Consider the following 18279-nt stretch of genomic DNA (forward strand, 5'->3'; position numbering starts at 1 on the left):
GGAGGCCAGGTTGGTGGGAGCGGCGGACGCGGCGGCCAGGCCCGGCGGTGCGCAGAGGTTGCGCTCGGTGGACGCGTCATCCGACCCGGAACCGCACGCCGTCGCACTCAGACCGACAGCAAGCAATATCACGGCGATCAGTGCACGAGACCGCACAACGGGCAGAACAGCCATGACGGACAACCCTAGCCGCGGGAATTTGCTATTTCGCAGCTACCCCGGGCCGTGGTCGGGCGAATCCTCGCCCGCGCGGTGGTCGAGAGTTTCCTTCACGCTGATCCGATTGCCGCGCCGTCGCGGATCACCCGGCCGAGCTATCGTGCTCAGGCGATTCCGCTGACAGGTTCCGGGTTGACTTCGTCGCGCCACCGTATGGCGGCTTCGAGCTCGCTGAGGTCGTAGGCCGGCCCGCTGACGCCGACGGTGAACGTCGTCACGCCCGCGTCGACGAAACTCTGCGCCCTGGCCACACCGGGCCATTGCACCGAGCGTTCGATGCGCGCCTGGTCGGTGCCGACGGCGGCGCAGTGGCCGGCGAGCACCTGGTTCTTGTGCGCGAGCAGATCCAGGTCGGCGAAGGTGTGCCACATGTCGGCGTACTGGGCGACCAGCCGCAACGTCTTCTTCTCGCCACCACCGCCGATCAGGATCGGGATGTCCCGGGTCGGCCGCGGATCGAGCTTGGGCAGCCGGGCGGTGATCCGGGTCAGGTTCTCCTTCAGCAGGGCGAGCCTGCTGCCCGGCGTGCCGAAGTCGTAGCCGTACTGGTCGTAGTCCTTCTGGAACCAGCCCGCGCCGATGCCGAGAATGAGGCGGCCACCGCTGATGTGGTCGACCGTGCGCGCCATGTCGGCCAGCAGGTCGGGATTGCGGTAGCCGCCGCCGGTGACCAGCGCGCCGATTTCCACCCGCTCGGTCTGCTCGGCGAAAGCGCCCAGCATCGTCCAGCACTCGAAGTGCGCGCCGTCCGGGTCGCCGGTGAGCGGGAAGAAATGGTCCCAGTTGAACACGATGTCGACACCCGCGTCCTCGGACCGCAGCACCGCGTCGCGGATCAGCCCGTACGCGGGCGCGTGCTGCGGCTGCAGCTGAACTCCGATACGAACTGGACGACTCATGCGTGCTCCTCGTCGCTCGGGTGGACTCCCCGATCGAGGCTACCGGCGCGGCCGGGTTCCCGCAGGTAGCCGCCCGGTGCCCGCAGCACGTCGAAGCCCCCGCGGCGGGTCCGGGTCGGGATCGCGATCACCCGACTGGCCGACGGTAGCGACGAGGTCGTACGCGCGGGCGTTCCGCGCGCGTTCTCCGGCCTACAGCCGTGGCCAAGGCTGGGCGCTCCCGATAGGATCGCCGCGCAAACCCTTACTCGGATCGTCCGGCACGTTCCTGCCGGGATGGGATGTGAATTCGTCATGGCCACTGTGACCTTCGACCACGCGACGCGGCTCTACCCCGGTGCCGCCAAACCCGCGGTGGATCGGCTGAATCTGGAGATCACGGACGGTGAGTTCCTGGTGCTGGTCGGTCCGTCCGGCTGCGGGAAGTCGACCTCGCTGCGCATGCTCGCCGGGCTGGAGGAGGTCAACGACGGCCGCATCCTGATCGGCGCGAGCGACGTGACGCACGCCGAGCCCAAGGAGCGCGACATCGCCATGGTGTTCCAGAACTACGCGCTCTACCCGCACATGACCGTCGCGGAGAACATGGGCTTCGCGCTGAAGCTGGCCAAGGTCGCCAAGGCGGAGAAGGAGAAGCGGGTCCTGGAGGCGGCGAAGCTGCTCGACCTGGAGCCCTACCTGGATCGCAAGCCGAAGGCGCTGTCCGGCGGCCAGCGCCAGCGGGTCGCGATGGGTCGCGCGATCGTGCGTCAGCCACAGGTATTCCTGATGGACGAGCCGCTGTCCAACCTCGACGCGAAGCTGCGGGTGCAGACCCGCACCCAGATCGCGCAGTTGCAGCGCAGGCTCGGCACCACCACGGTGTACGTCACGCACGACCAGGTCGAGGCGATGACCATGGGCGATCGGGTCGCCGTGCTGAAGGACGGCCTGCTGCAGCAGTGCGCCACGCCGCGCGACCTGTTCCGCGATCCGGCCAATGTGTTCGTCGCGGGCTTCATGGGCTCGCCCGCCATGAACCTGTTCACGCTCCCGGTCACCGATGGCGGAGTCGAGCTGGGCGGGCATGCGGTGCCGCTGCCGCGTTCGGTCGCCGACGCGGCGGGGACCACCGTCACGGTCGGTATCCGGCCGGAACACTTCGAACTGGGCAACGGCTCCGGTATCGAGATGGAAGTCGACGTGGTGGAGGAGCTGGGCTCCGATGCCTACATCTACGGCCGCACCAGCGTCGGGGACGGGACCGGCGGCGCCGGGGAAACCATTGTGGCGCGCGCGGACTGGCGCAATCCGCCCGCGAAGGGCACTCGCCTGCGGCTGGCCACCGACGCCGAGCACATCTACTTCTTCGGCACCGACGGCAGTCGGCTCGACTGAGCGCCCACCGAGACCCGCTCGCCGGAGCCATCCGGGCGAGCGGGTCCGCCGTCGATGTCGGTCGCAATCCACCCTGGATCGCGTTGAACGGCCGATGAGACCCGCGGGCTGGGAACGCGTTCGGCCGCCCCACTCGTGCGCCGTGCGGCAAGTTATCGGGTCGACGGGTCCCGCCGCGCCATCCCGGCCGCTTGTCGCTTCCGTTCCACCGCCGCAGGCGTAGTCGATGCGCTGATTGCTCGCGGCGACGACGGCGGCGGCCGCGGCGGCCTAGGCGTCCCCGCCGGACCGGCGTTTCCGCCGCTGGCGGACGTACTCCTGGTTGAGCCGCACACCGAGTTCCTCCAGCTCGATCTCCCGGCCGGACTCGCTGCGCACCTGCACCCGGACCGGAGCGCCGGTCGCCTCCTCGACCAGCAGCAGCGGAGCCGGACCCGCCTGTAGGTACGCGTTGCCCCACTGCATGAGCGCGAGCACCGCGGGCAGCAGATCCCGCCCCATCGGCGTGAGCACGTACTCGTGCCTGGTGCGCTTGCCCTCCTCTTGATACGGCTGTTTCGCCAGCAAGCCCGCCTCGGTGAGTTTGCGCAACTGCGAGGCGGCGGCCGCGTCGGTGATGCCGACCCGGCTGGCGAATCCGTCGAACCGGCGGGTCCCGTAGTACGCCTCGCGCAGGATGAGCACCGCCGAGCGGGTGCCGACGATGTCGAGTGCCTTGGCGATCGAGCACTCATCGGCCTTCCACGAGCTCAGATCGGCCAACGGTCCTTCCATCACTGCTGCCATGACGAACATCATACCGACCCTGACTTGCCTCAACTATCGCCAGAGCTATCCTGACTATGTGTTAATAGAGCCAGGCATGGCAGCTCGGCTCTCGGTCCGGAAGGAAGCACCATGAGAGACGCGGTGATTGTCGAAGCGGTTCGCACGCCGATCGGCAAAGGCAAGCCGAACGGCGCACTGCACCACATCAACGCGGTGGACCTGCTGGCCCACAGCCTGCGCGAGGTAGTGGATCGCAGCGGCATCGATCCCGCGCTCATCGACGACGTGATCGGTGGCATCGTCACCCAGGTCGGCGAGCAGGGCGCCAATATGCCCCGGCGGGCCGCGCTGGCCGCCGGATATCCCGAATCCGTCCCCGCCACCACCGTCGATCGGCAGTGCGGCAGCAGCCAGCAGGCGATCCACTTCGCCGCGCAGGGTGTCATCGCCGGCGCCTACGACATCGTCGTGGCCGCGGGCGTCGAGTCGATGGGCCGCGTGCCCATGGGAGCCAACCTGATCGGCTCCGACGACGTCTCCGGTGCCGGTTTCGCCGAACGGTACCCGGACGGCCTGGTGCCGCAAGGCATCAGCGCCGAGCTGATCGCCGCCCGGTGGGGACTGACCCGCACCCAGCTCGACGAGTTCGCGCTCGGCAGCCACGAGAAGGCCGCCCTGGCCACCAAGAACGGACTGTTCGCGAGAGAACTCGCGCCGATCGGCGGACTGGCCACCGACGAGGGCATCCGGGTAGGCAGCACGCTGGAGACGCTGGCCGCGCTGCGTCCCGCCTACTACGACCCGGCCATGGCCGCCCGCTTCCCGCAGATCGGCTGGGAGATCACCGCGGCGTCCGCGAGCCAGGTGAGCGACGGCAGCGCGGCGGTGTTGATCATGACCAGCGAGCGGGCAGCGGAACTCGGGCTGAAGCCGCTCGCCCGGCTGCACAGCTTCGCCGTGGCCGGTGACGATCCGCTCTTGATGCTGACCGCCGTGATCCCGGCGACCAGGAAGGCGTTGCAGCGCGCCGGACTGCGGTTGTCCGACATCGACCTGATCGAGATCAACGAGGCGTTCTCACCGGTGGTGCTGGCCTGGGCGCACGACACCGGAGCGGACCTGGCCAAGGTCAACGTCAACGGCGGCGCCATCGCCATCGGGCATCCGCTCGGCGCGTCCGGCGCACGCCTGATGACCACCCTGGTGCACGCCATGCAGGACCGCGGCGTCCGCTACGGCTTGCAAACCATGTGTGAGGCAGGGGGTTTGGCGAACGCGACCATCCTCGAACGGCTGTGAACGAGCGCGCGGTACCCGTCGAGGGGCGGGTGCCGCGCTCAGATCGAGACGAGCACGATCGCGATCAGGAAGCCGACCAGCCAGGATTCGACGATCAGCGGCACCGCCAGCAGCGGGGTCCAGGCGATCGGTTTGCGATGGCGCACCTTCTCCAGCACCGAGACGACCGCGGCGAGCACCGATGCCGCGATGCCGGTCCAGGCGATTACCTGCGCCCACGGCAGATACGCGACGCCGCGCCCATCCCGGCCGTCGCGCGCGAGCACTTCGTACAGCGGGACGAAAGAGGCCAGCAGCCAACCCAATCCGAGGACTAGCACGGAGCTCAGCGCCACGCGCAGGAAGTCGATCAGTCGCCGCCGGACGCCCCATTCCATGGTCCCAGCATGAGCGCCGCACGGCCACATAGCATCTCGACTCTCACGGTCCGGTGTAGATCTGCCCCGCGAGCGCGAGGCCACCGCAGTACGAGCCGACGATCAGCAGCATCGCCAGCACCGGCCAGAACCACAGGTACCAGCGCCTGATCGCGGCCACGATCAGCACGGCGAGCGTGCCGAGCAGCGCGAGGGCCGTGCCACCCCAGGACACCGCGAACGCCCATGTGAGGTACTCGGTGCGGCATGTGCCGTACGAGCACGGGTCGGTGGCGAAGGCGAAGAACACAGTGAAGTAGGCAGCGGCCGAACCGAGAGCTACCGCGCCGACGTACAGCACAGCCGCGAGCGTGAGGTCCCAGGCCCGAACGGGCTGCTTGCCAGCGACAGGTGGCGAGGACCTCCCGTAGTGATACGGCCATGGCTGCTGGGGGCCTGTCCCGGTCATGTGGTCGACGATCCCCGTTTCCGTCCCACGCCGACTCCGCGAAACTACTCGAGTCCACCTGCGCAATCCCTCGATCGGACAACGCCGCCGAATAAGCTGACCGGCAATGAGCGATTTCGCAACGCAGAGCGTCGTCTATGCCATCCCGATGCGGACCCGATTCCGTGGCATCACGGTGCGGGAGGGGATGCTGATCCACGGGCCACTGGGGTGGGGCGAGTTCTGCCCGTTCCCGGAATACGACGACCAGGAGTCCGCCGCGTGGCTGGCCACGGCCGTGGAACAGGTCACGGCGGGCTGGCCCGAGCCGGTGCGGGACCGGATCCCGATCAATTGCACCGTGCCCGCAGTCGGTCCGGAGGATGCGCACGCGATCGTCGCCCGATCCGGCTGCCGCACCGCCAAGGTGAAGGTCGCCGACCATCCCGACTCGCTCGCGGAGGATCTGGCCAGGGTGGAGGCGGTGCGCGACGCGCTCGGCCACAACGGTGCGATCCGGGTCGACGCCAACGCGGTCTGGGATGTGGACACCGCCGTGCGCCATATCGACCGGATCGATAAGGCCGCGGGCGGCCTGGAGTACGTCGAACAGCCGTGCCGGACCATCGAGGAGCTGGCCGCGGTGCGCCGCCGCGTCGAGGTCCGCATCGCCGCCGACGAATCCATCCGCCGCGCCGAGGACCCGTTGCGGGTCGCGATCGCCGGGGCCGCCGATATCGCCGTGCTCAAGTGCACCCCACTCGGAGGCGTCCGCCGGGCCCTCCAGGTGGCCGAGGCCGCGGGCCTGCCGTGTGTGGTCTCCTCCGCATTGGAGACCAGCGTCGGCCTCGCCGCCCAGCTGGCACTGGCCGGCGCACTCCCGGAACTCGACTTCGCCTGCGGCCTCGGCACCTTGAGCCTGCTCACAGGCGACGTAACCCCCGGCTCCCTCCGCCCGGTCGACGGCTACCTCCCAGTCCGCCGCACCCCACCCGAACCCGACCCCGACCTGCTGGAACGCCACCGCCACCCCGACCCCGACCGCACCACCTGGTGGCAAAACCGCCTCACCCGCGTCTCCACCCTCCACTCCCCCACCCCCTGATCAGCGAGTGGCACACGGCTGCGGAGAAACGCGAGAGGGCCCTACACCATGTGCCACTCGAAGCTCACCCGAGCCGTACTCCGCAGCCGAGCATCGTCGTGCGGAGGAGGAGCGCTGCTTCGGGGGCGATGATGCTGTCGACCAGGTCTATGTAGCGGTCGCAGAATTCGGGGCCGTGCGGGGCGACGGAGGCGGGAGCGGGTTCCAGGTGATGTGCTAGTTCGTGCAGGATCACCAGCTCGCGCAGCGCCCAAGCGGTGCCGCCGGTGTGCAGCGGGACCGCGAGGACCGCCTCGGCAGCTTCGTAATGCGCGGCGGTCACTCCGGAGCGCGCACGGACGCGCACCGGCCTCGCGGCCCGTTCCCACCGCGCCCGAACCCAGTTGAGCGCCAGCACCTTGTCGGCGTAGCTCTGCACGGACTCCACCGAGGCGAATCGGCGCTCGATCGGCAAGGTGAGATGCGAGCCGTACAGCTCGACGGTTCGCACGCCATGCTCGTCGGCTCGATCGAATGCCCCGCGCACCAATTGCTCGGCGTCGTACACCTTGGCGCGCTGACTGTCGCGCACGGTCACCGACGCTGCTCCTCAGTCGGTGCCGAACCATCCGCGAAGAGGAGCACACGATTGTCCGCCGGCGCGTCGGATGAGTCGAGACGACCGGGTTCGCCCGCACCTACCGAGCGCGTCCCACTCACGGCGGGCCGCTGGCGTCGGGCCGGGTCAATTGCGCACGGGTAGACGGTAGTTCGGGCGACCCGCCGATCCGTGCGGCTCTGCCCGCGCGATCCCCCGCTGCCCGCGCCGCCGCCGAATGACCCGTCGACTCCTGCGGCCCGCGCCAGGTGCCGCGCGCCTCCGATGTCCGCGAGTAGAAGTCTGTGAGCTCGATCTCTTTGTCACGTAGAGCCAGGGCGGTACTGGTCGCACCAGCGTCCCCGGGCAACACTTCCGCTTCGACTTCCGCCTTCACCTCCGCCAGCCGACGCCCGATCCGCGCGGCGAAAGCCATCTGGAAGTTCAGCCGTGCCGTTACGCCCGCGACCGGCACCTGCACCCGGCGCCGAACCTGACGTCCCCAGCGCTTCTCCACGACAACCTTCTCCACAGTGGCCGACCGGTAGGCACCCGACTTGATGTACTGGTCGGAGGCCCGCACCATCTGCACCAACAAACTGGCGTACAGCGCCGCGCAGGTGTCGATGTCGGAGTCGAAGCCGTAGGCGTAGACCTGCGTCGAGGTCCTGGCTACGTCGCAGCGCACGTCGTTGGCCGAGGCGATCGCGACGAACAACTGGACATAGGTGCGCAGTCCACGCTTGCCCGGCTCGCCGATCGGAATGACCCGCTGCACCGGCGTCGGCCTGCGCTCGCGTCCCGCGATGTGCGCCCGCGCCACCGTCAGGTCGATGGAGGACTTCGTGGCCAGCCGCTGAGCCGCGGCGAGAAACGCTTCGGCCTCGTGTTCGTTGTCGGTGGATTCGGCCTTGCGCAGCAGGCCACCGATGCGGGTGAGCATCCGATCGGGAACCGCGTTCGGCGAAGTCATCAGGCCAAGCGTAAACCGGGACTTCGCGCCACTCTCCGGCGTGCCGGATCGACACCATGTATCTTGCCTTGTGCACCGGCAGGGTGTGCTGCCGCTCACGATTGATCCTGGAGTGTTTGCGATGGCTGTGAAGAAGGTGTCGGCCCTACGTTCGTCGCTCGTGCCGCGAGCCGCGGTGGCGGCCGCGTCCGTCGCGCTGCTGGCCGCGACGTTCACCAGCGCATGCACCAGCGACAGCGGCGGCAGCCCGATCAGCCAGAACCTCACCGGGCGCGGCCCGATCACCTATGTCGAGGGCAAGGACACCACCGAGACCGGCGCGGTCAAGCAGTTGATCGAGCGCTGGAACGCCACGCACCCCGACGAGCAGGTGACCTTCAAAGAGCAGTCGAACGACGCCTCGCAGCAGTACGACGACCTGGTCGAGCACATGCGCTCGAAGCAGTCCAACTACGACGTGGTCGCCTTGGACGTGCCGTGGACGGCCGAGTTCGCCGCCAAGGGCTGGATCCAGCCGCTGAAGGACTCCTTCGCCGTCGACACCACCGCGCTGCTCTCCCCACCGGTAGCCAGCGCCACCTACAACAACACCCTCTACGCCGCACCCCGCAACACCAACGGCGGCCTGCTGTTCTACCGCAAGGACCTGGTGCCCAGCCCGCCCAAGACGTGGAACGAGATGCTGGCCCAGTGCCAGATCGCGCGTGAGCAGAACATCGGCTGCTACGCGGGCCAGTTCGCGCCCTACGAAGGTCTCACCGTGAACGCGGCCGAGGTCATCAACGCCTACGGCGGCAGCTTCGTCGGCGCCGACGGCAAGACCCCCACGGTGAACAGCCCGCAGTCGCGCGCCGGACTGAAGGTGCTGGTCGACGCGTACAACAGCGGCGACATCCCGAAGGAAGCCATCACCTTCAAGGAGCCGGAGTCCAGCAACGCCTTCGCGCAGGGCAAGCTGCTGTTCCTGCGGTCGTGGCCGTCCACCTTCGGCGACGTCGGCGGCGAGGCCTCTGCGGTGAAGGACAAGTTCGCGGTCGCTCCGCTGCCCGGCGAGAACGGCGTCGGCGCCTCGACCCTCGGCGGCTACAACGCGGCGATCAGCGCGTTCTCCAAGAACAAGGCCACCGCGCTGGACTTCCTGCGCTTCCTGATCAGTGAGGACGCCCAGCACATCGTCGCCTCCGGCGCGCTGCCCTCGGTGCGCGCGTCGATGTACGACGACCCCGCGCTGATCGCGAAGATGCCGTACCTGCCCGCGCTCAAGGACTCGATCGCCAGCGCGGTGCCGCGCCCGGTCACCCCGTTCTATCCCGCGGTGTCCAAGGCCATTCAGGACAACGCCTATGCTGCGTTGAACGGAACCAAGTCCGTCGATGACGCGATCACCGGTATGCAGAAGGGCATCGAGACCGCCGGATCGTAAGCGCTGATTGCAACGGACCCGACGAACCCGCAGGAGAGAGAAACGGTGTCGGATCCTTCGGGAACGGCGACTATCGCGCCGAAAGACGACGATTTCGTTCCGGCCAGACGCGGCATCGTCGCGACGATAGGGCTGGAACTGCGACGTTCCGGGAAAGCCTGGCTGTTCGTCACGCCGGTGCTGCTCGCGCTCGCGGTCGTCATCGGATATCCGGTGGTCCGGGCACTGTGGATGTCCTTCCAGAAGGACTCCGGGCTCGACCCGGCGACCGGCATGTTCGTCGAGGGCGGCAGTGCCGGGTTCGCCAACTACACGCACTGGCTGCTGCAGCAGTGTCAGGTCGCGACCGGCGAGACGGTGCCCTGCCCGACCGGCAATCTGGGCTCGCAATTCTGGCTGGCCATCGGCGTCACGTTGTTCTTCACGGTCGTGACGGTCGCGCTCGAGCTGACGCTCGGCCTCGGCATGGCCATGGTGATGGGCAAGACCTTCCGGGGCAGGGCGCTGCTGCGCGCGGCCGTGCTGATTCCGTGGGCCATCCCGACCGCCGTCACGGCACGGTTGTGGGAATTCATGTTCCAGTACGACGGCGTGGTGAACCGGGTCCTCGGCACGCACATCCTGTGGACCTCCGACGAGTGGCCCGCGCGGTTCGCGGTGATCGCGGCCGACGTCTGGAAGACCACGCCGTTCATGGCGCTGTTGCTGCTCGCGGGGCTTCAGGTGATCCCGGCCGACGTGTACGAGGCGGCGCGGGTCGACGGCGCGTCGGCCTGGCAGCGGTTCACCCAGATCACGCTCCCACTGCTGAAGCCGGCCCTGCTGGTCGCGGTGCTGTTCCGCACGATGGACGCGCTGCGCATGTACGACCTGCCCGCGATCATGACGCTGGGCAACCCGTCCACCCGCACGGTGTCGATCCTGGTGGTCGAGCAGGTCCGGCAAGGACCCAACAGCGCGGCCGCGTTGTCCACGATCACCTTCCTTTTGATCTTCGCGGTGGCGTTCGTGCTGGTGAAGGTCCTGGGCGCGAACGCGGTTCGCACCCAGGAAGAGCAGCGGAGGGCCGGATGAGACACGATCACGAAACGCTCGTCCGTCCCGACCGGGTGCGGGTGTCCCGCATGAACGCCGAGGGCCGGATGAGACACGTGTCCCGCACGACACGGGAGGCGCACTGATGTCCGTGCAGACGACGAACAAGCCCGCCGCGCAGGCGGAAGAGGCCGCCGCGCCGCCGGTTCCGTGGACCAAGCGGCTCGGTTCGGTGCGGTTGTACCTCGGCGCCCTGATCGTCCTGGTCTGGGGTCTCGCGCCGTTCTACTGGATGGCCGTCACCGCGTTCCGCGACCCCGACTACACCTTCGACAACACGCCGTGGCCGACGCACGTCACGTTGGAGAACTTCCGCAACGCGTTCGACACCAGCCGCGGCAACGACTTCGGCAAGGCGCTGGTGAACAGCGTCGTCATCGGCGCGGCCACCACGGTGATCGCCTTGGTGATCGGCGTATTCGCCGCGTACGCGCTGGCGCGGCTGACCTTCCGGGGCAAGTACGTGGTGTCCGGACTGATCCTGAGCGCCTCGATGTTCCCCGTGGTCGTGCTGGTGACCCCGCTGTTCCAGCTGTTCACCAATCTCGGCTGGATCGGCGAGTACCAGGCGATGATCATCCCCAACATCTCGTTCGTGCTGCCGATGACGGTCTACATCCTCGCGTCGTTCTTCACCGAACTGCCCTGGGAACTCGAGGAAGCGGCGCGGATCGACGGCGCGACCAAGATGCAGGCCTTCCGTCTGGTCATGCTGCCGCTCGCGGCCCCCGCCGTGTTCACCACCGCGATCCTGGCGTTCATCGCCGCGGTCAACGAATACTTGCTGGCCCGTTTGCTTTCCAGCGACAAGACCGAGCCCGTCACGGTCGCGATCGCCCGCTTCTCCGGCAACAACCCCTTGGTCCAGCCGTACGCGGCGATCATGGCCGCGGGCACCATCGTCACCATCCCGCTGGTCATCATGGTCCTGCTCTTCCAGCGCCGCATCATCTCGGGCCTCACCGCGGGCGGCGTGAAGAGCTGAGCTGTGTTTGATTTGCAGCGCCTGCGGCGCTGCGTGTTCGCGGCCCCTTGTGGCTCGCGTCCGAGCGACCGCCGCTTGCGACTTCGTCGCTTGCGCGGCGGCCACTCGGACGCGAGCCGGGCCGCGAACAGGCAATGCTCGATCTCGCTCCGCTCGAAATCGAGAGTCGGGCCGATGTGGTTGCCTTATGTGGTAATCGCGGCAGCCGGGGTGCGCCGATCCTCTGAAGCTCGCCGGGCGCGAGACGTCACACGCGCGTCAGCCACCTGGAAGCGGAAGCCGCTGTCAACGGACACTGTAAACTCGGTTCCTCAATACTCTTTTCCGATCGTGTTCGTGCAGGTGGGTTCGTCCGACACTCCGGGAGGAGATGATCGTGAGCTCGTTCCGCAAACGGCCGGGGCGCACGCGCGGCGCCAAGAGGAATCCCCGACCCGCACTGTATTCCTCGACCGCGGGCCGGAACGCGCGAGCGCTGAACCGGACCGCGCGGGCGGGACGCGAGCGAAACACGGCGCACCGGAAACAGCGCCATCCCACGCCACCTCCGGTGCACGACCCGAACCGACCGCCACGCAGTAGGGCCGAACGGGTCCGCCGTTTCCTGCTCGCCCTGTTCATCCTGTTCGGCGTGGTGCCCGCGCTGCTGTCCGTCCTGGCGTACTGGAGCGCCGAGATACCGGATCCGACGGCGATGCAGGGCAACCAGATCGCCACCGTCCTCGCGGCCGATGGCAGTACCGTGATCGCGAAGGTCGTTCCACCCGAAGGCAATCGCACGCCGGTCCCGTTGTCGGAGGTGCCGCGGCCGGTACGCGAAGCGGTGCTGTCCGCCGAGGATCGCAACTTCTACACCAATCCCGGTTACTCGACCTCCGGCTTTCTCCGCGCCGTCCGCGACAACCTGCTCGGGCGCGAAAACGCGGGCGGCGGCTCCACGATCACCCAGCAGTACGTGAAGAACGCGTTCCTCGGCTCCGAGCGCACCGTCACGCGCAAGCTGCGCGAGCTGATCATCGCGGCGAAGATGGCCCGGCAGTGGAGCAAGGACGATATCCTCGCCGCCTATCTCAACACAATCTATTACGGCCGCGGGGCCTACGGGATAGCGGCGGCGGCCGAGGCCTACTTCGACAAGCAGGTGAACCAGCTGACCCTCGCCGAGGGTGCGGTGCTGGCCGCGCTGATCCGGACGCCGTCGATCCTGGACCCGGAAACTCATCTTCCGGATCTGAAGGAGCGCTGGCGTTACGTGCTCGACGGCATGGTCGAGATGGAAGTGCTGGCGCCGGGCGATCGCGACGCGACGATGTTTCCGCCGATCATCCCGCTCTCCGAGATCCCCGACGACAACGTGACCCGCGGCCCGGAGGGTTTGATCCGCAACCAGGTGGTGCGCGAGCTGCGCGCCTCCGGTATCAGCGAACGCGAATTGAACACCGGCGCACTGCAGATCACCACCACCATCGACGCGAACGCGCAGCAGGCGGTGCTCGACGCAGTGCGTGCTCGGCTCGATGGGCAGCCACCGGAACTTCGCGCGGCGGTGGTGTCGATTGATCCACGCTCCGGCGCGGTGCGCGCCTACTTCGGCGGCCACGACGGCATCGGCTTCGACTTCGCCCAGGCGCCGTTGCAAACCGGATCGGCGTTCAAGGTCTTCGCGGTGATAGCCGCGCAGCAGCAGAGCATTCCGCTGTCTCGCATGCTGGACAGCTCCCCGGTGACCGACAACCGCACCCGGATCACCAACGTGGACGGCGAGTCCTGCGGGAAGTGCACCATGGCCGAGGCGCTGAAGCGCTCGCTGAACACCAGCTTCTACCGGTTGACCATGTCGATGTTCGACGGGCCTCAGTCCATCGCCGACGCGGCGCACGCGGCGGGCATCCCCGAGGAGATGCCCGGCGTAGCGGGCAAGACGCTGACCGAAGACGGTGGAAAACCGCTGAACGGCATCGTTCTCGGCCAGTATCTGGTCCGCCCCTTCGATATGGCCTCGGCATACGCCACGATCGGCGCGTCGGGCGTCTACCACCAGCCGTACTTCGTGCAGCGGGTGGTGACCGGTGACGGGCGCGTGCTGCTGGATCGCGGCGCCCCGGACCAGCGGGCCGGCAAGCAGATGCCGCCGGGCCAGCAGCGCATCTCCCAGACCATCGCGCAGAAAACCGTTCAGGCGATGACCCCGATCGCGGCCTACTCCAATGGGCACGGGCTGAAGAACAACCGTCCCTCGGCCGCCAAGACCGGCACCACCCAGCTCGGCGACAGCGACGCGAACAAAGACGCATGGATGATCGGCTTCACCCCCTCGCTGTCCACGGCGGTGTGGATCGGCACCGAACAGTCGCAGCCGATCCGGACCGCGCGCGGCGCCGACATCTACGGCTCCGGCCTGCCCGCCGACATCTGGAAACAGGTCATGGACAACGCCCTCGACGGCACTCCGATCGAGCAGTTCCCTGGTACGCCGGCGCAGCCGAATCAGAGCAAGCCCTCCGGCGGGGCCTACGACATCCTGAATCCGCCGCAGCAGTCGCCGGAGCGCGAGCCCGTCATCATCCCACCCACCACGCAGCCGCCCAGGGAAGTCGAGATTTTCCCTGGACTCAGCATTCCGGTTCCGGGATAGCGATGATGCTGTGACCTTCCGTGGCCCGGAGGAACGGATGACATGGCAGCATCGTTGGCCAGAGTGAGAGCGAACAGCGAGTGCGTCGGAGGCCGACGCCGGAACCGCGGAAACGATGCGGAAGGATATGCGCTCGAGCGACGACAGCGCGGCGCGAGCGACGGGCCCGGAGGCGGTAGCCTGCGTCACCATGAGGGGCACCGGGAGCGACGCCAAGTGGAGACAGACGAGACATAGGGGCTACGCCGGTGGATTTCAATGTCGTTGACCAACCCGAGACGCTGGTGGCGGGAACAGTGCTTCGCAGCCCCGCGCTCGCGGTCGAGGGGCCGCGCCGCGCGAAAGTCGAAGAGGCGTGGAAGCGCAACCTGGCTCGCAAGCTGCCCGGACCGCCGACCACGGCGTACGTCGACCATGCGCCGGAGATCAATTCGTACCTGACCCATATCGTCGGCTACCGCTGTCACAGCCTGGCCGATCTGCTCCCCGGTGACGTGCTCGCCCGGGTGCCCGCCGGCCGGTTCGCCCGGTTCATCGCCAGCGGCGACAACCTAGGCGACACCATCGTGAGCATTTGGCGCGCGGTGTGGGACGCGGAGGCCGCGGGCCGCCTCGTGCGCGCCTATACCGGCGACTGGGAGCACTATCCCGACGCCCGCACGGCGGAAGTCTTCGTGGCATTGGCCGACGATCAGGTCGACGAGTAGGAACAGACAGTGGATTTCGAGATCGTCACATTGGAGCAGAGTATGGTCGCGGGCCTCACCGTGCCGCTCGCCGGCCGCGAGGTCACCGCGCGCGACCTCGACCTGGTCAACTTCACCTGGGACCGGTATCTGGCGCGGGAGAAGAACGTGCCCCGGGTGGCCGCCTATATCGGCCAGAACGACCATGCCGTCGCCGTGCTCGGCTACGAACTCGCCGGGATGGAGGAGTTGGACCCGGGCGACGTGCTCACCATCATCCCGCGCGGCCGCTACGCGAAGTTCGTCGTCGCCGACAAGCCCTACGACCTGCTGCGTACCGCATGGGCCCAGGTCGCGAAAGCGGAGAACGCGGGAACCATCACCCGCTCCCACACCGCAGAGGTCGAGCGCTACACCGGCCCGGCCTCCGTGGAGGTCTACGTCTCGCTGGACTAGAGCGCGTGCGAGTGACGCAGCCGGCCGGGAGCTTGCGCCTCCGGCCGGCTTGCATCGGTGTTCACCGAGTCACTCGGCGCCGATGATGAACGCTTCGAGCTGGGTGCGCGCCACATCGTCGGCGAGCTGCTGGGGCGGGGACTTCATCAGGTATGCCGAGGCCGGGATGACCGGTCCGCCGATGCCGCGGTCCTTGGCGATCTTCGCCGCGCGCACCGCGTCGATGATGATGCCCGCCGAGTTCGGCGAGTCCCACACCTCGAGCTTGTACTCCAGGTTCAGCGGCACGTCACCGAAGGCGCGGCCCTCCAGGCGGACGTAGGCCCACTTGCGGTCGTCGAGCCAGCCGACGTGGTCGGACGGGCCGATGTGCACGTCGTTCGCGCCGAGTTCCTTCTTGAGGTTGCTGGTGACGGCCTGCGTCTTGGAGATCTTCTTGGACTCCAGGCGCTCGCGCTCGAGCATGTTCTTGAAGTCCATGTTGCCGCCGACGTTGAGCTGCATGGTGCGGTCGAGCTGCACGCCGCGATCCTCGAACAGCTTGGCCATCACGCGGTGGGTGATGGTCGCGCCGACCTGGCTCTTGATGTCGTCGCCGACGATCGGCACACCGGCCTTGGTGAACTTCTCCGCCCACACCGGGTCGGAGGCGATGAACACCGGCAGAGCGTTCACGAACGCGACACCGGCGTCGATGGCACATTGCGCGTAGAACTTGTCGGCTTCCTCCGAGCCCACCGGCAGGTAGGACACCAGCACGTCGACTTTGTGGTCCTTCAGCACCTTGACCACGTCGACCGGCTCGGCCTCGGACAGCTCGATGGTCTGCGCGTAGTACTTGCCGATGCCGTCCAGGGTGGGGCCGCGCTGCACGACGACGTCGCTCGGCGGCACGTCGGAGATCTTGATCGTGTTGTTCTCACTGGCGAAGATCGCCTCGGCCAGGTCGAAGCCGACCTTCTTCGCGTCCACGTCGAACGCGGCGACGAACTTGACGTCGCGAACGTGGTACGGCCCGAACTTCACATGCATCAGCCCGGGAACGGTCGAGGACTCGTCCGCGTCCTTGTAGTACTGCACGCCTTGGACCAGCGACGAGGCGCAGTTGCCCACACCTACGATGGCGACGCGAACTTCCGTGGCGTTGTCAGCCTTTTTGTCGTCACTCATGGCCGATATTTCCCTCTTTCTGTGGTGCCGCCTTCGTCGATTGCTCCGCCGCAATCAACTCGTTGAGCCAGCGCACTTCGCGCTCGCTTGATTCGAGTCCGAGTTGATGGAGTTGCCGGGTGTAGCGATCCAAGGACCCACTGGCCTTCTTGATCGCCTCCCGGAGCCCCTCTCGGCGCTCCTCGACCTGACGCCGCCTGCCCTCCAGAATCCGCATCCGCGCCTCCGCGGGGGTGCGGCTGAAGAAGGCCAGGTGCACGCCGAAGCCGTCGTCGGTGTAGTTCTGCGGTCCGGTGTCGGCGAGCAATTCGTTGAACCGCTCCCGCCCCGCCGGAGTCAGCTGGTAAACCCGGCGCGCACGACGTGTCGTCGCGCCCGCGGGGATCTCCTCGGCGATCAACCCGTCCGCCTGCATCCGGCGCAGTGTCGGATAGAGCGATCCGTAGGAGAAGGCCCGAAACGCCCCGAGCAGGCCGGTCAGCCGCTTGCGCAGCTCGTAACCGTGCATGGGCGCTTCGAGGAGCAGCCCGAGAATTGCCAGTTCGAGCACCGGGCTTCACCCCCTGACTGTGTTCAGACCTAACCGATGGATGCGACTTTCCACTATATCGGAGCGATACATCCGTGCACAGTCGTCGCCGCTCGATGGACGACGCGCCAGGTCAGCGAGAGGGCGGATGGACGGCAAGCGGCTCGCCCGCGAATGTGACCGTCACAGAGCCGGACGCACCAACCCTTGCCCGTGACGTGGATACCTGTCCCGGATGCGGGGCGCCGCAACGTTTTCCGCGTGACTTGCGGCCGGTCGGCAGCGAACTCCCCCGCGTCGGCGGGGTTTGCAGATCAGCGGTGAGCCGGGTCAATTCGCCGAGCGTCCGCTGCCGTCGCGATTGTGTCGTGGTTCTCGTCTGCGCCGAGTTGTCCCTCGGCGTAGGCGGCATCCAGCAGGCTGGACGCGGCGGCGCGGTCGAGGTCACGCGCTCGCATGCCCGGATACTGCGGTGGACACAGACGGATCGGAGTCCGGGTAGCGGCGCGACGGGCCGCTACCCGGACGGATCGCCGACCGGGCAATCCGCACAGCCCGGGGCGGCCCGATGGCAACACCGCTACTCTGGTTCTCGTGCGAATTCAGCGGCAAGTGGTCGACTACGCCCTCCGGCGCCGGTCGCTGCTGGCTGACGTCTATGCGGGCCGGGTCGATGTCGCCGAGGTATGTGATGCGAATCCTTATCTCTTGCGTGCGGCGAAGTTCCACGGTCGGGGGAGCGAGGTCACATGCCCCATCTGCCGGAAAGAACAGCTGACCCTCGTATCCTGGGTCTTCGGCGACGGCCTCGGACCGGTCGCCGGATCGGCTCGCACACCCGAGGAGCTCACGCGCCTCGCCGAGACTCGCGAGGAGTTCTCGGTTCATGTCGTCGAGGTATGCCGGACCTGCAGCTGGAATCATCTGGTGCAGTCCTATGTGCTCGGTTCCGCGCCGGCACCGCCGCGCCGCCGCACCGGGACACGCGCGAACCGGCGCACCGCCGCCGAATGAAGTGCCTGGTCATCTGCCCGGCGGGTGACTCGCGGAGCCGACCTGCGTCCGCCCCGGTGACCAGCGCTGATAGCCACCTGGACCGCTACGAGTTATGGAGATCTTGTCAGTGAATTCGCCCTACGAGTCCCCCCGCGGCGATGAACCAGGCAGCCGTCCGCAACGCAATTCACCTCCAGGTCCCAACCCGTACCAGAATCCCCGTCCCGGGCCTCCGCCCGGCGCACGGCCGGGCCCTCCCCCCGGTGCGCGCCCCGGCGCGCCG

19 protein-coding genes are annotated in these 18279 nt (G+C 67.9%); 10 read left to right on the top strand and 9 right to left on the bottom strand.

Annotated features, from left to right (window positions below; all coding sequences use genetic code 11):
* Nucleotides 1-323 precede the first annotated feature (323 nt).
* A complete protein-coding gene (locus NA4_RS29040; protein ID WP_067477090.1) occupies nucleotides 324-1118 on the bottom strand; it encodes an LLM class F420-dependent oxidoreductase in 795 nt (264 codons plus the stop codon).
* Nucleotides 1119-1412: 294 nt separating this feature from the next.
* On the opposite strand from NA4_RS29040, the gene NA4_RS29045 reads away from it, so the two are divergent.
* Nucleotides 1413-2495, top strand: a complete 1083-nt coding sequence (locus NA4_RS29045) for an ABC transporter ATP-binding protein (RefSeq protein ID WP_067477124.1) — start codon at nucleotides 1413-1415, stop codon at nucleotides 2493-2495.
* A 270-nt stretch (nucleotides 2496-2765) separates the two neighbouring features.
* Here NA4_RS29045 and NA4_RS29050 read toward each other — a convergent pair whose 3' ends face one another.
* Entirely contained in the window at nucleotides 2766-3293 is a 528-nt protein-coding gene (locus NA4_RS29050) for a winged helix-turn-helix transcriptional regulator (RefSeq protein WP_174553010.1), read from the bottom strand.
* A gap of 99 nt (nucleotides 3294-3392) precedes the next feature.
* On the opposite strand from NA4_RS29050, the gene NA4_RS29055 reads away from it, so the two are divergent.
* Complete coding sequence (locus NA4_RS29055) at nucleotides 3393-4562, top strand: thiolase family protein (RefSeq protein ID WP_067477093.1); 1170 nt, start codon at nucleotides 3393-3395, stop codon at nucleotides 4560-4562.
* Between the two features lie 38 nt (nucleotides 4563-4600).
* On the opposite strand, the gene NA4_RS29060 is transcribed toward NA4_RS29055, so the two are convergent.
* Together NA4_RS29060 and NA4_RS29065 are read right to left on the bottom strand one after the other, a co-directional pair.
* Nucleotides 4601-4939, bottom strand: coding sequence for a hypothetical protein (locus NA4_RS29060; protein ID WP_067477096.1), 339 nt, complete (start codon nucleotides 4937-4939; stop codon nucleotides 4601-4603).
* 43 nt (nucleotides 4940-4982) lie between these two features.
* Nucleotides 4983-5387: a hypothetical protein gene (locus NA4_RS29065; RefSeq protein WP_157129372.1), complete on the bottom strand. Its 405-nt coding sequence runs from the start codon at nucleotides 5385-5387 to the stop codon at nucleotides 4983-4985.
* Nucleotides 5388-5493: 106 nt separating this feature from the next.
* Here NA4_RS29065 and NA4_RS29070 point away from each other — a divergent pair, with 106 nt between their 5' ends.
* Nucleotides 5494-6471: an o-succinylbenzoate synthase gene (locus tag NA4_RS29070; protein ID WP_067477102.1), complete on the top strand. Its 978-nt coding sequence runs from the start codon at nucleotides 5494-5496 to the stop codon at nucleotides 6469-6471.
* Between the two features lie 64 nt (nucleotides 6472-6535).
* On the opposite strand, the gene NA4_RS29075 is transcribed toward NA4_RS29070, so the two are convergent.
* Nucleotides 6536-7048: a TIGR04338 family metallohydrolase gene (locus NA4_RS29075; protein WP_067477105.1), complete on the bottom strand. Its 513-nt coding sequence runs from the start codon at nucleotides 7046-7048 to the stop codon at nucleotides 6536-6538.
* 118 nt (nucleotides 7049-7166) lie between these two features.
* Nucleotides 7167-8021: a DUF2786 domain-containing protein gene (locus tag NA4_RS29080; RefSeq protein ID WP_245671634.1), complete on the bottom strand. Its 855-nt coding sequence runs from the start codon at nucleotides 8019-8021 to the stop codon at nucleotides 7167-7169.
* Between the two features lie 121 nt (nucleotides 8022-8142).
* Here NA4_RS29080 and NA4_RS29085 point away from each other — a divergent pair, with 121 nt between their 5' ends.
* The 6 genes from NA4_RS29085 to NA4_RS29110 all read left to right on the top strand — a co-directional run bounded on the left by NA4_RS29085 (nucleotide 8143) and on the right by NA4_RS29110 (nucleotide 15301).
* A complete protein-coding gene (locus NA4_RS29085) occupies nucleotides 8143-9444 on the top strand; it encodes an ABC transporter substrate-binding protein (protein ID WP_067477133.1) in 1302 nt (433 codons plus the stop codon).
* 114 nt (nucleotides 9445-9558) lie between these two features.
* Entirely contained in the window at nucleotides 9559-10518 is a 960-nt protein-coding gene (locus NA4_RS29090) for a carbohydrate ABC transporter permease (RefSeq protein WP_067477136.1), read from the top strand.
* Nucleotides 10519-10624: 106 nt separating this feature from the next.
* The gene (locus NA4_RS29095; RefSeq protein WP_174553011.1) at nucleotides 10625-11524 is read left to right on the top strand and encodes a carbohydrate ABC transporter permease; all 900 of its coding nucleotides are present in this window, start codon (nucleotides 10625-10627) and stop codon (nucleotides 11522-11524) included.
* A 370-nt stretch (nucleotides 11525-11894) separates the two neighbouring features.
* Nucleotides 11895-14159 (top strand): transglycosylase domain-containing protein, encoded by a 2265-nt coding sequence (locus NA4_RS29100; protein WP_084497528.1) that lies wholly within the window; start codon nucleotides 11895-11897, stop codon nucleotides 14157-14159.
* Nucleotides 14160-14407: 248 nt separating this feature from the next.
* Nucleotides 14408-14866 (top strand): GyrI-like domain-containing protein, encoded by a 459-nt coding sequence (locus NA4_RS29105; protein ID WP_067477108.1) that lies wholly within the window; start codon nucleotides 14408-14410, stop codon nucleotides 14864-14866.
* Between the two features lie 9 nt (nucleotides 14867-14875).
* On the top strand, nucleotides 14876-15301 hold the full coding sequence (locus tag NA4_RS29110; protein ID WP_067477111.1) for a GyrI-like domain-containing protein: 426 nt from the start codon (nucleotides 14876-14878) through the stop codon (nucleotides 15299-15301).
* A 69-nt stretch (nucleotides 15302-15370) separates the two neighbouring features.
* Here NA4_RS29110 and NA4_RS29115 read toward each other — a convergent pair whose 3' ends face one another.
* The 3 genes from NA4_RS29115 to NA4_RS42875 form a co-directional block, all read right to left on the bottom strand.
* On the bottom strand, nucleotides 15371-16471 hold the full coding sequence (locus tag NA4_RS29115; RefSeq protein WP_067477114.1) for an inositol-3-phosphate synthase: 1101 nt from the start codon (nucleotides 16469-16471) through the stop codon (nucleotides 15371-15373).
* The gene (locus tag NA4_RS29120; RefSeq protein WP_067477117.1) at nucleotides 16464-17021 is read right to left on the bottom strand and encodes a PadR family transcriptional regulator; all 558 of its coding nucleotides are present in this window, start codon (nucleotides 17019-17021) and stop codon (nucleotides 16464-16466) included. The genes NA4_RS29115 and NA4_RS29120 overlap by 8 nt, the downstream gene beginning before the upstream one ends.
* A 293-nt stretch (nucleotides 17022-17314) precedes the next feature.
* Nucleotides 17315-17458, bottom strand: coding sequence for a DUF1707 domain-containing protein (locus NA4_RS42875; protein WP_245671635.1), 144 nt, complete (start codon nucleotides 17456-17458; stop codon nucleotides 17315-17317).
* Nucleotides 17459-17594: 136 nt separating this feature from the next.
* Here NA4_RS42875 and NA4_RS29125 point away from each other — a divergent pair, with 136 nt between their 5' ends.
* Entirely contained in the window at nucleotides 17595-18014 is a 420-nt protein-coding gene (locus NA4_RS29125) for a DUF5318 domain-containing protein (RefSeq protein ID WP_169811140.1), read from the top strand.
* Nucleotides 18015-18279 lie beyond the last annotated feature (265 nt).

It is taken from the genome of Nocardia amamiensis NBRC 102102 (genome assembly GCF_001612745.1).
GTDB lineage: Bacteria > Actinomycetota > Actinomycetes > Mycobacteriales > Mycobacteriaceae > Nocardia > Nocardia amamiensis.

Coding starts and splice junctions, on each gene's coding strand:
- NA4_RS29055 (WP_067477093.1), top strand. CDS start 3,393: ATGAGAGACGCGGTGATTGTCGAAGCGGTTCGCACGCCGATCGGCAAA.
- NA4_RS29040 (WP_067477090.1), bottom strand. CDS start 1,118: ATGAGTCGTCCAGTTCGTATCGGAGTTCAGCTGCAGCCGCAGCACGCG.
- NA4_RS29115 (WP_067477114.1), bottom strand. CDS start 16,471: ATGAGTGACGACAAAAAGGCTGACAACGCCACGGAAGTTCGCGTCGCC.
- NA4_RS29050 (WP_174553010.1), bottom strand. CDS start 3,293: ATGATGTTCGTCATGGCAGCAGTGATGGAAGGACCGTTGGCCGATCTG.
- NA4_RS29080 (WP_245671634.1), bottom strand. CDS start 8,021: ATGACTTCGCCGAACGCGGTTCCCGATCGGATGCTCACCCGCATCGGT.
- NA4_RS29100 (WP_084497528.1), top strand. CDS start 11,895: ATGATCGTGAGCTCGTTCCGCAAACGGCCGGGGCGCACGCGCGGCGCC.
- NA4_RS42875 (WP_245671635.1), bottom strand. CDS start 17,458: ATGCGAGCGCGTGACCTCGACCGCGCCGCCGCGTCCAGCCTGCTGGAT.
- NA4_RS29070 (WP_067477102.1), top strand. CDS start 5,494: ATGAGCGATTTCGCAACGCAGAGCGTCGTCTATGCCATCCCGATGCGG.
- NA4_RS29085 (WP_067477133.1), top strand. CDS start 8,143: ATGGCTGTGAAGAAGGTGTCGGCCCTACGTTCGTCGCTCGTGCCGCGA.
- NA4_RS29095 (WP_174553011.1), top strand. CDS start 10,625: ATGTCCGTGCAGACGACGAACAAGCCCGCCGCGCAGGCGGAAGAGGCC.
- NA4_RS29045 (WP_067477124.1), top strand. CDS start 1,413: ATGGCCACTGTGACCTTCGACCACGCGACGCGGCTCTACCCCGGTGCC.
- NA4_RS29060 (WP_067477096.1), bottom strand. CDS start 4,939: ATGGAATGGGGCGTCCGGCGGCGACTGATCGACTTCCTGCGCGTGGCG.
- NA4_RS29065 (WP_157129372.1), bottom strand. CDS start 5,387: ATGACCGGGACAGGCCCCCAGCAGCCATGGCCGTATCACTACGGGAGG.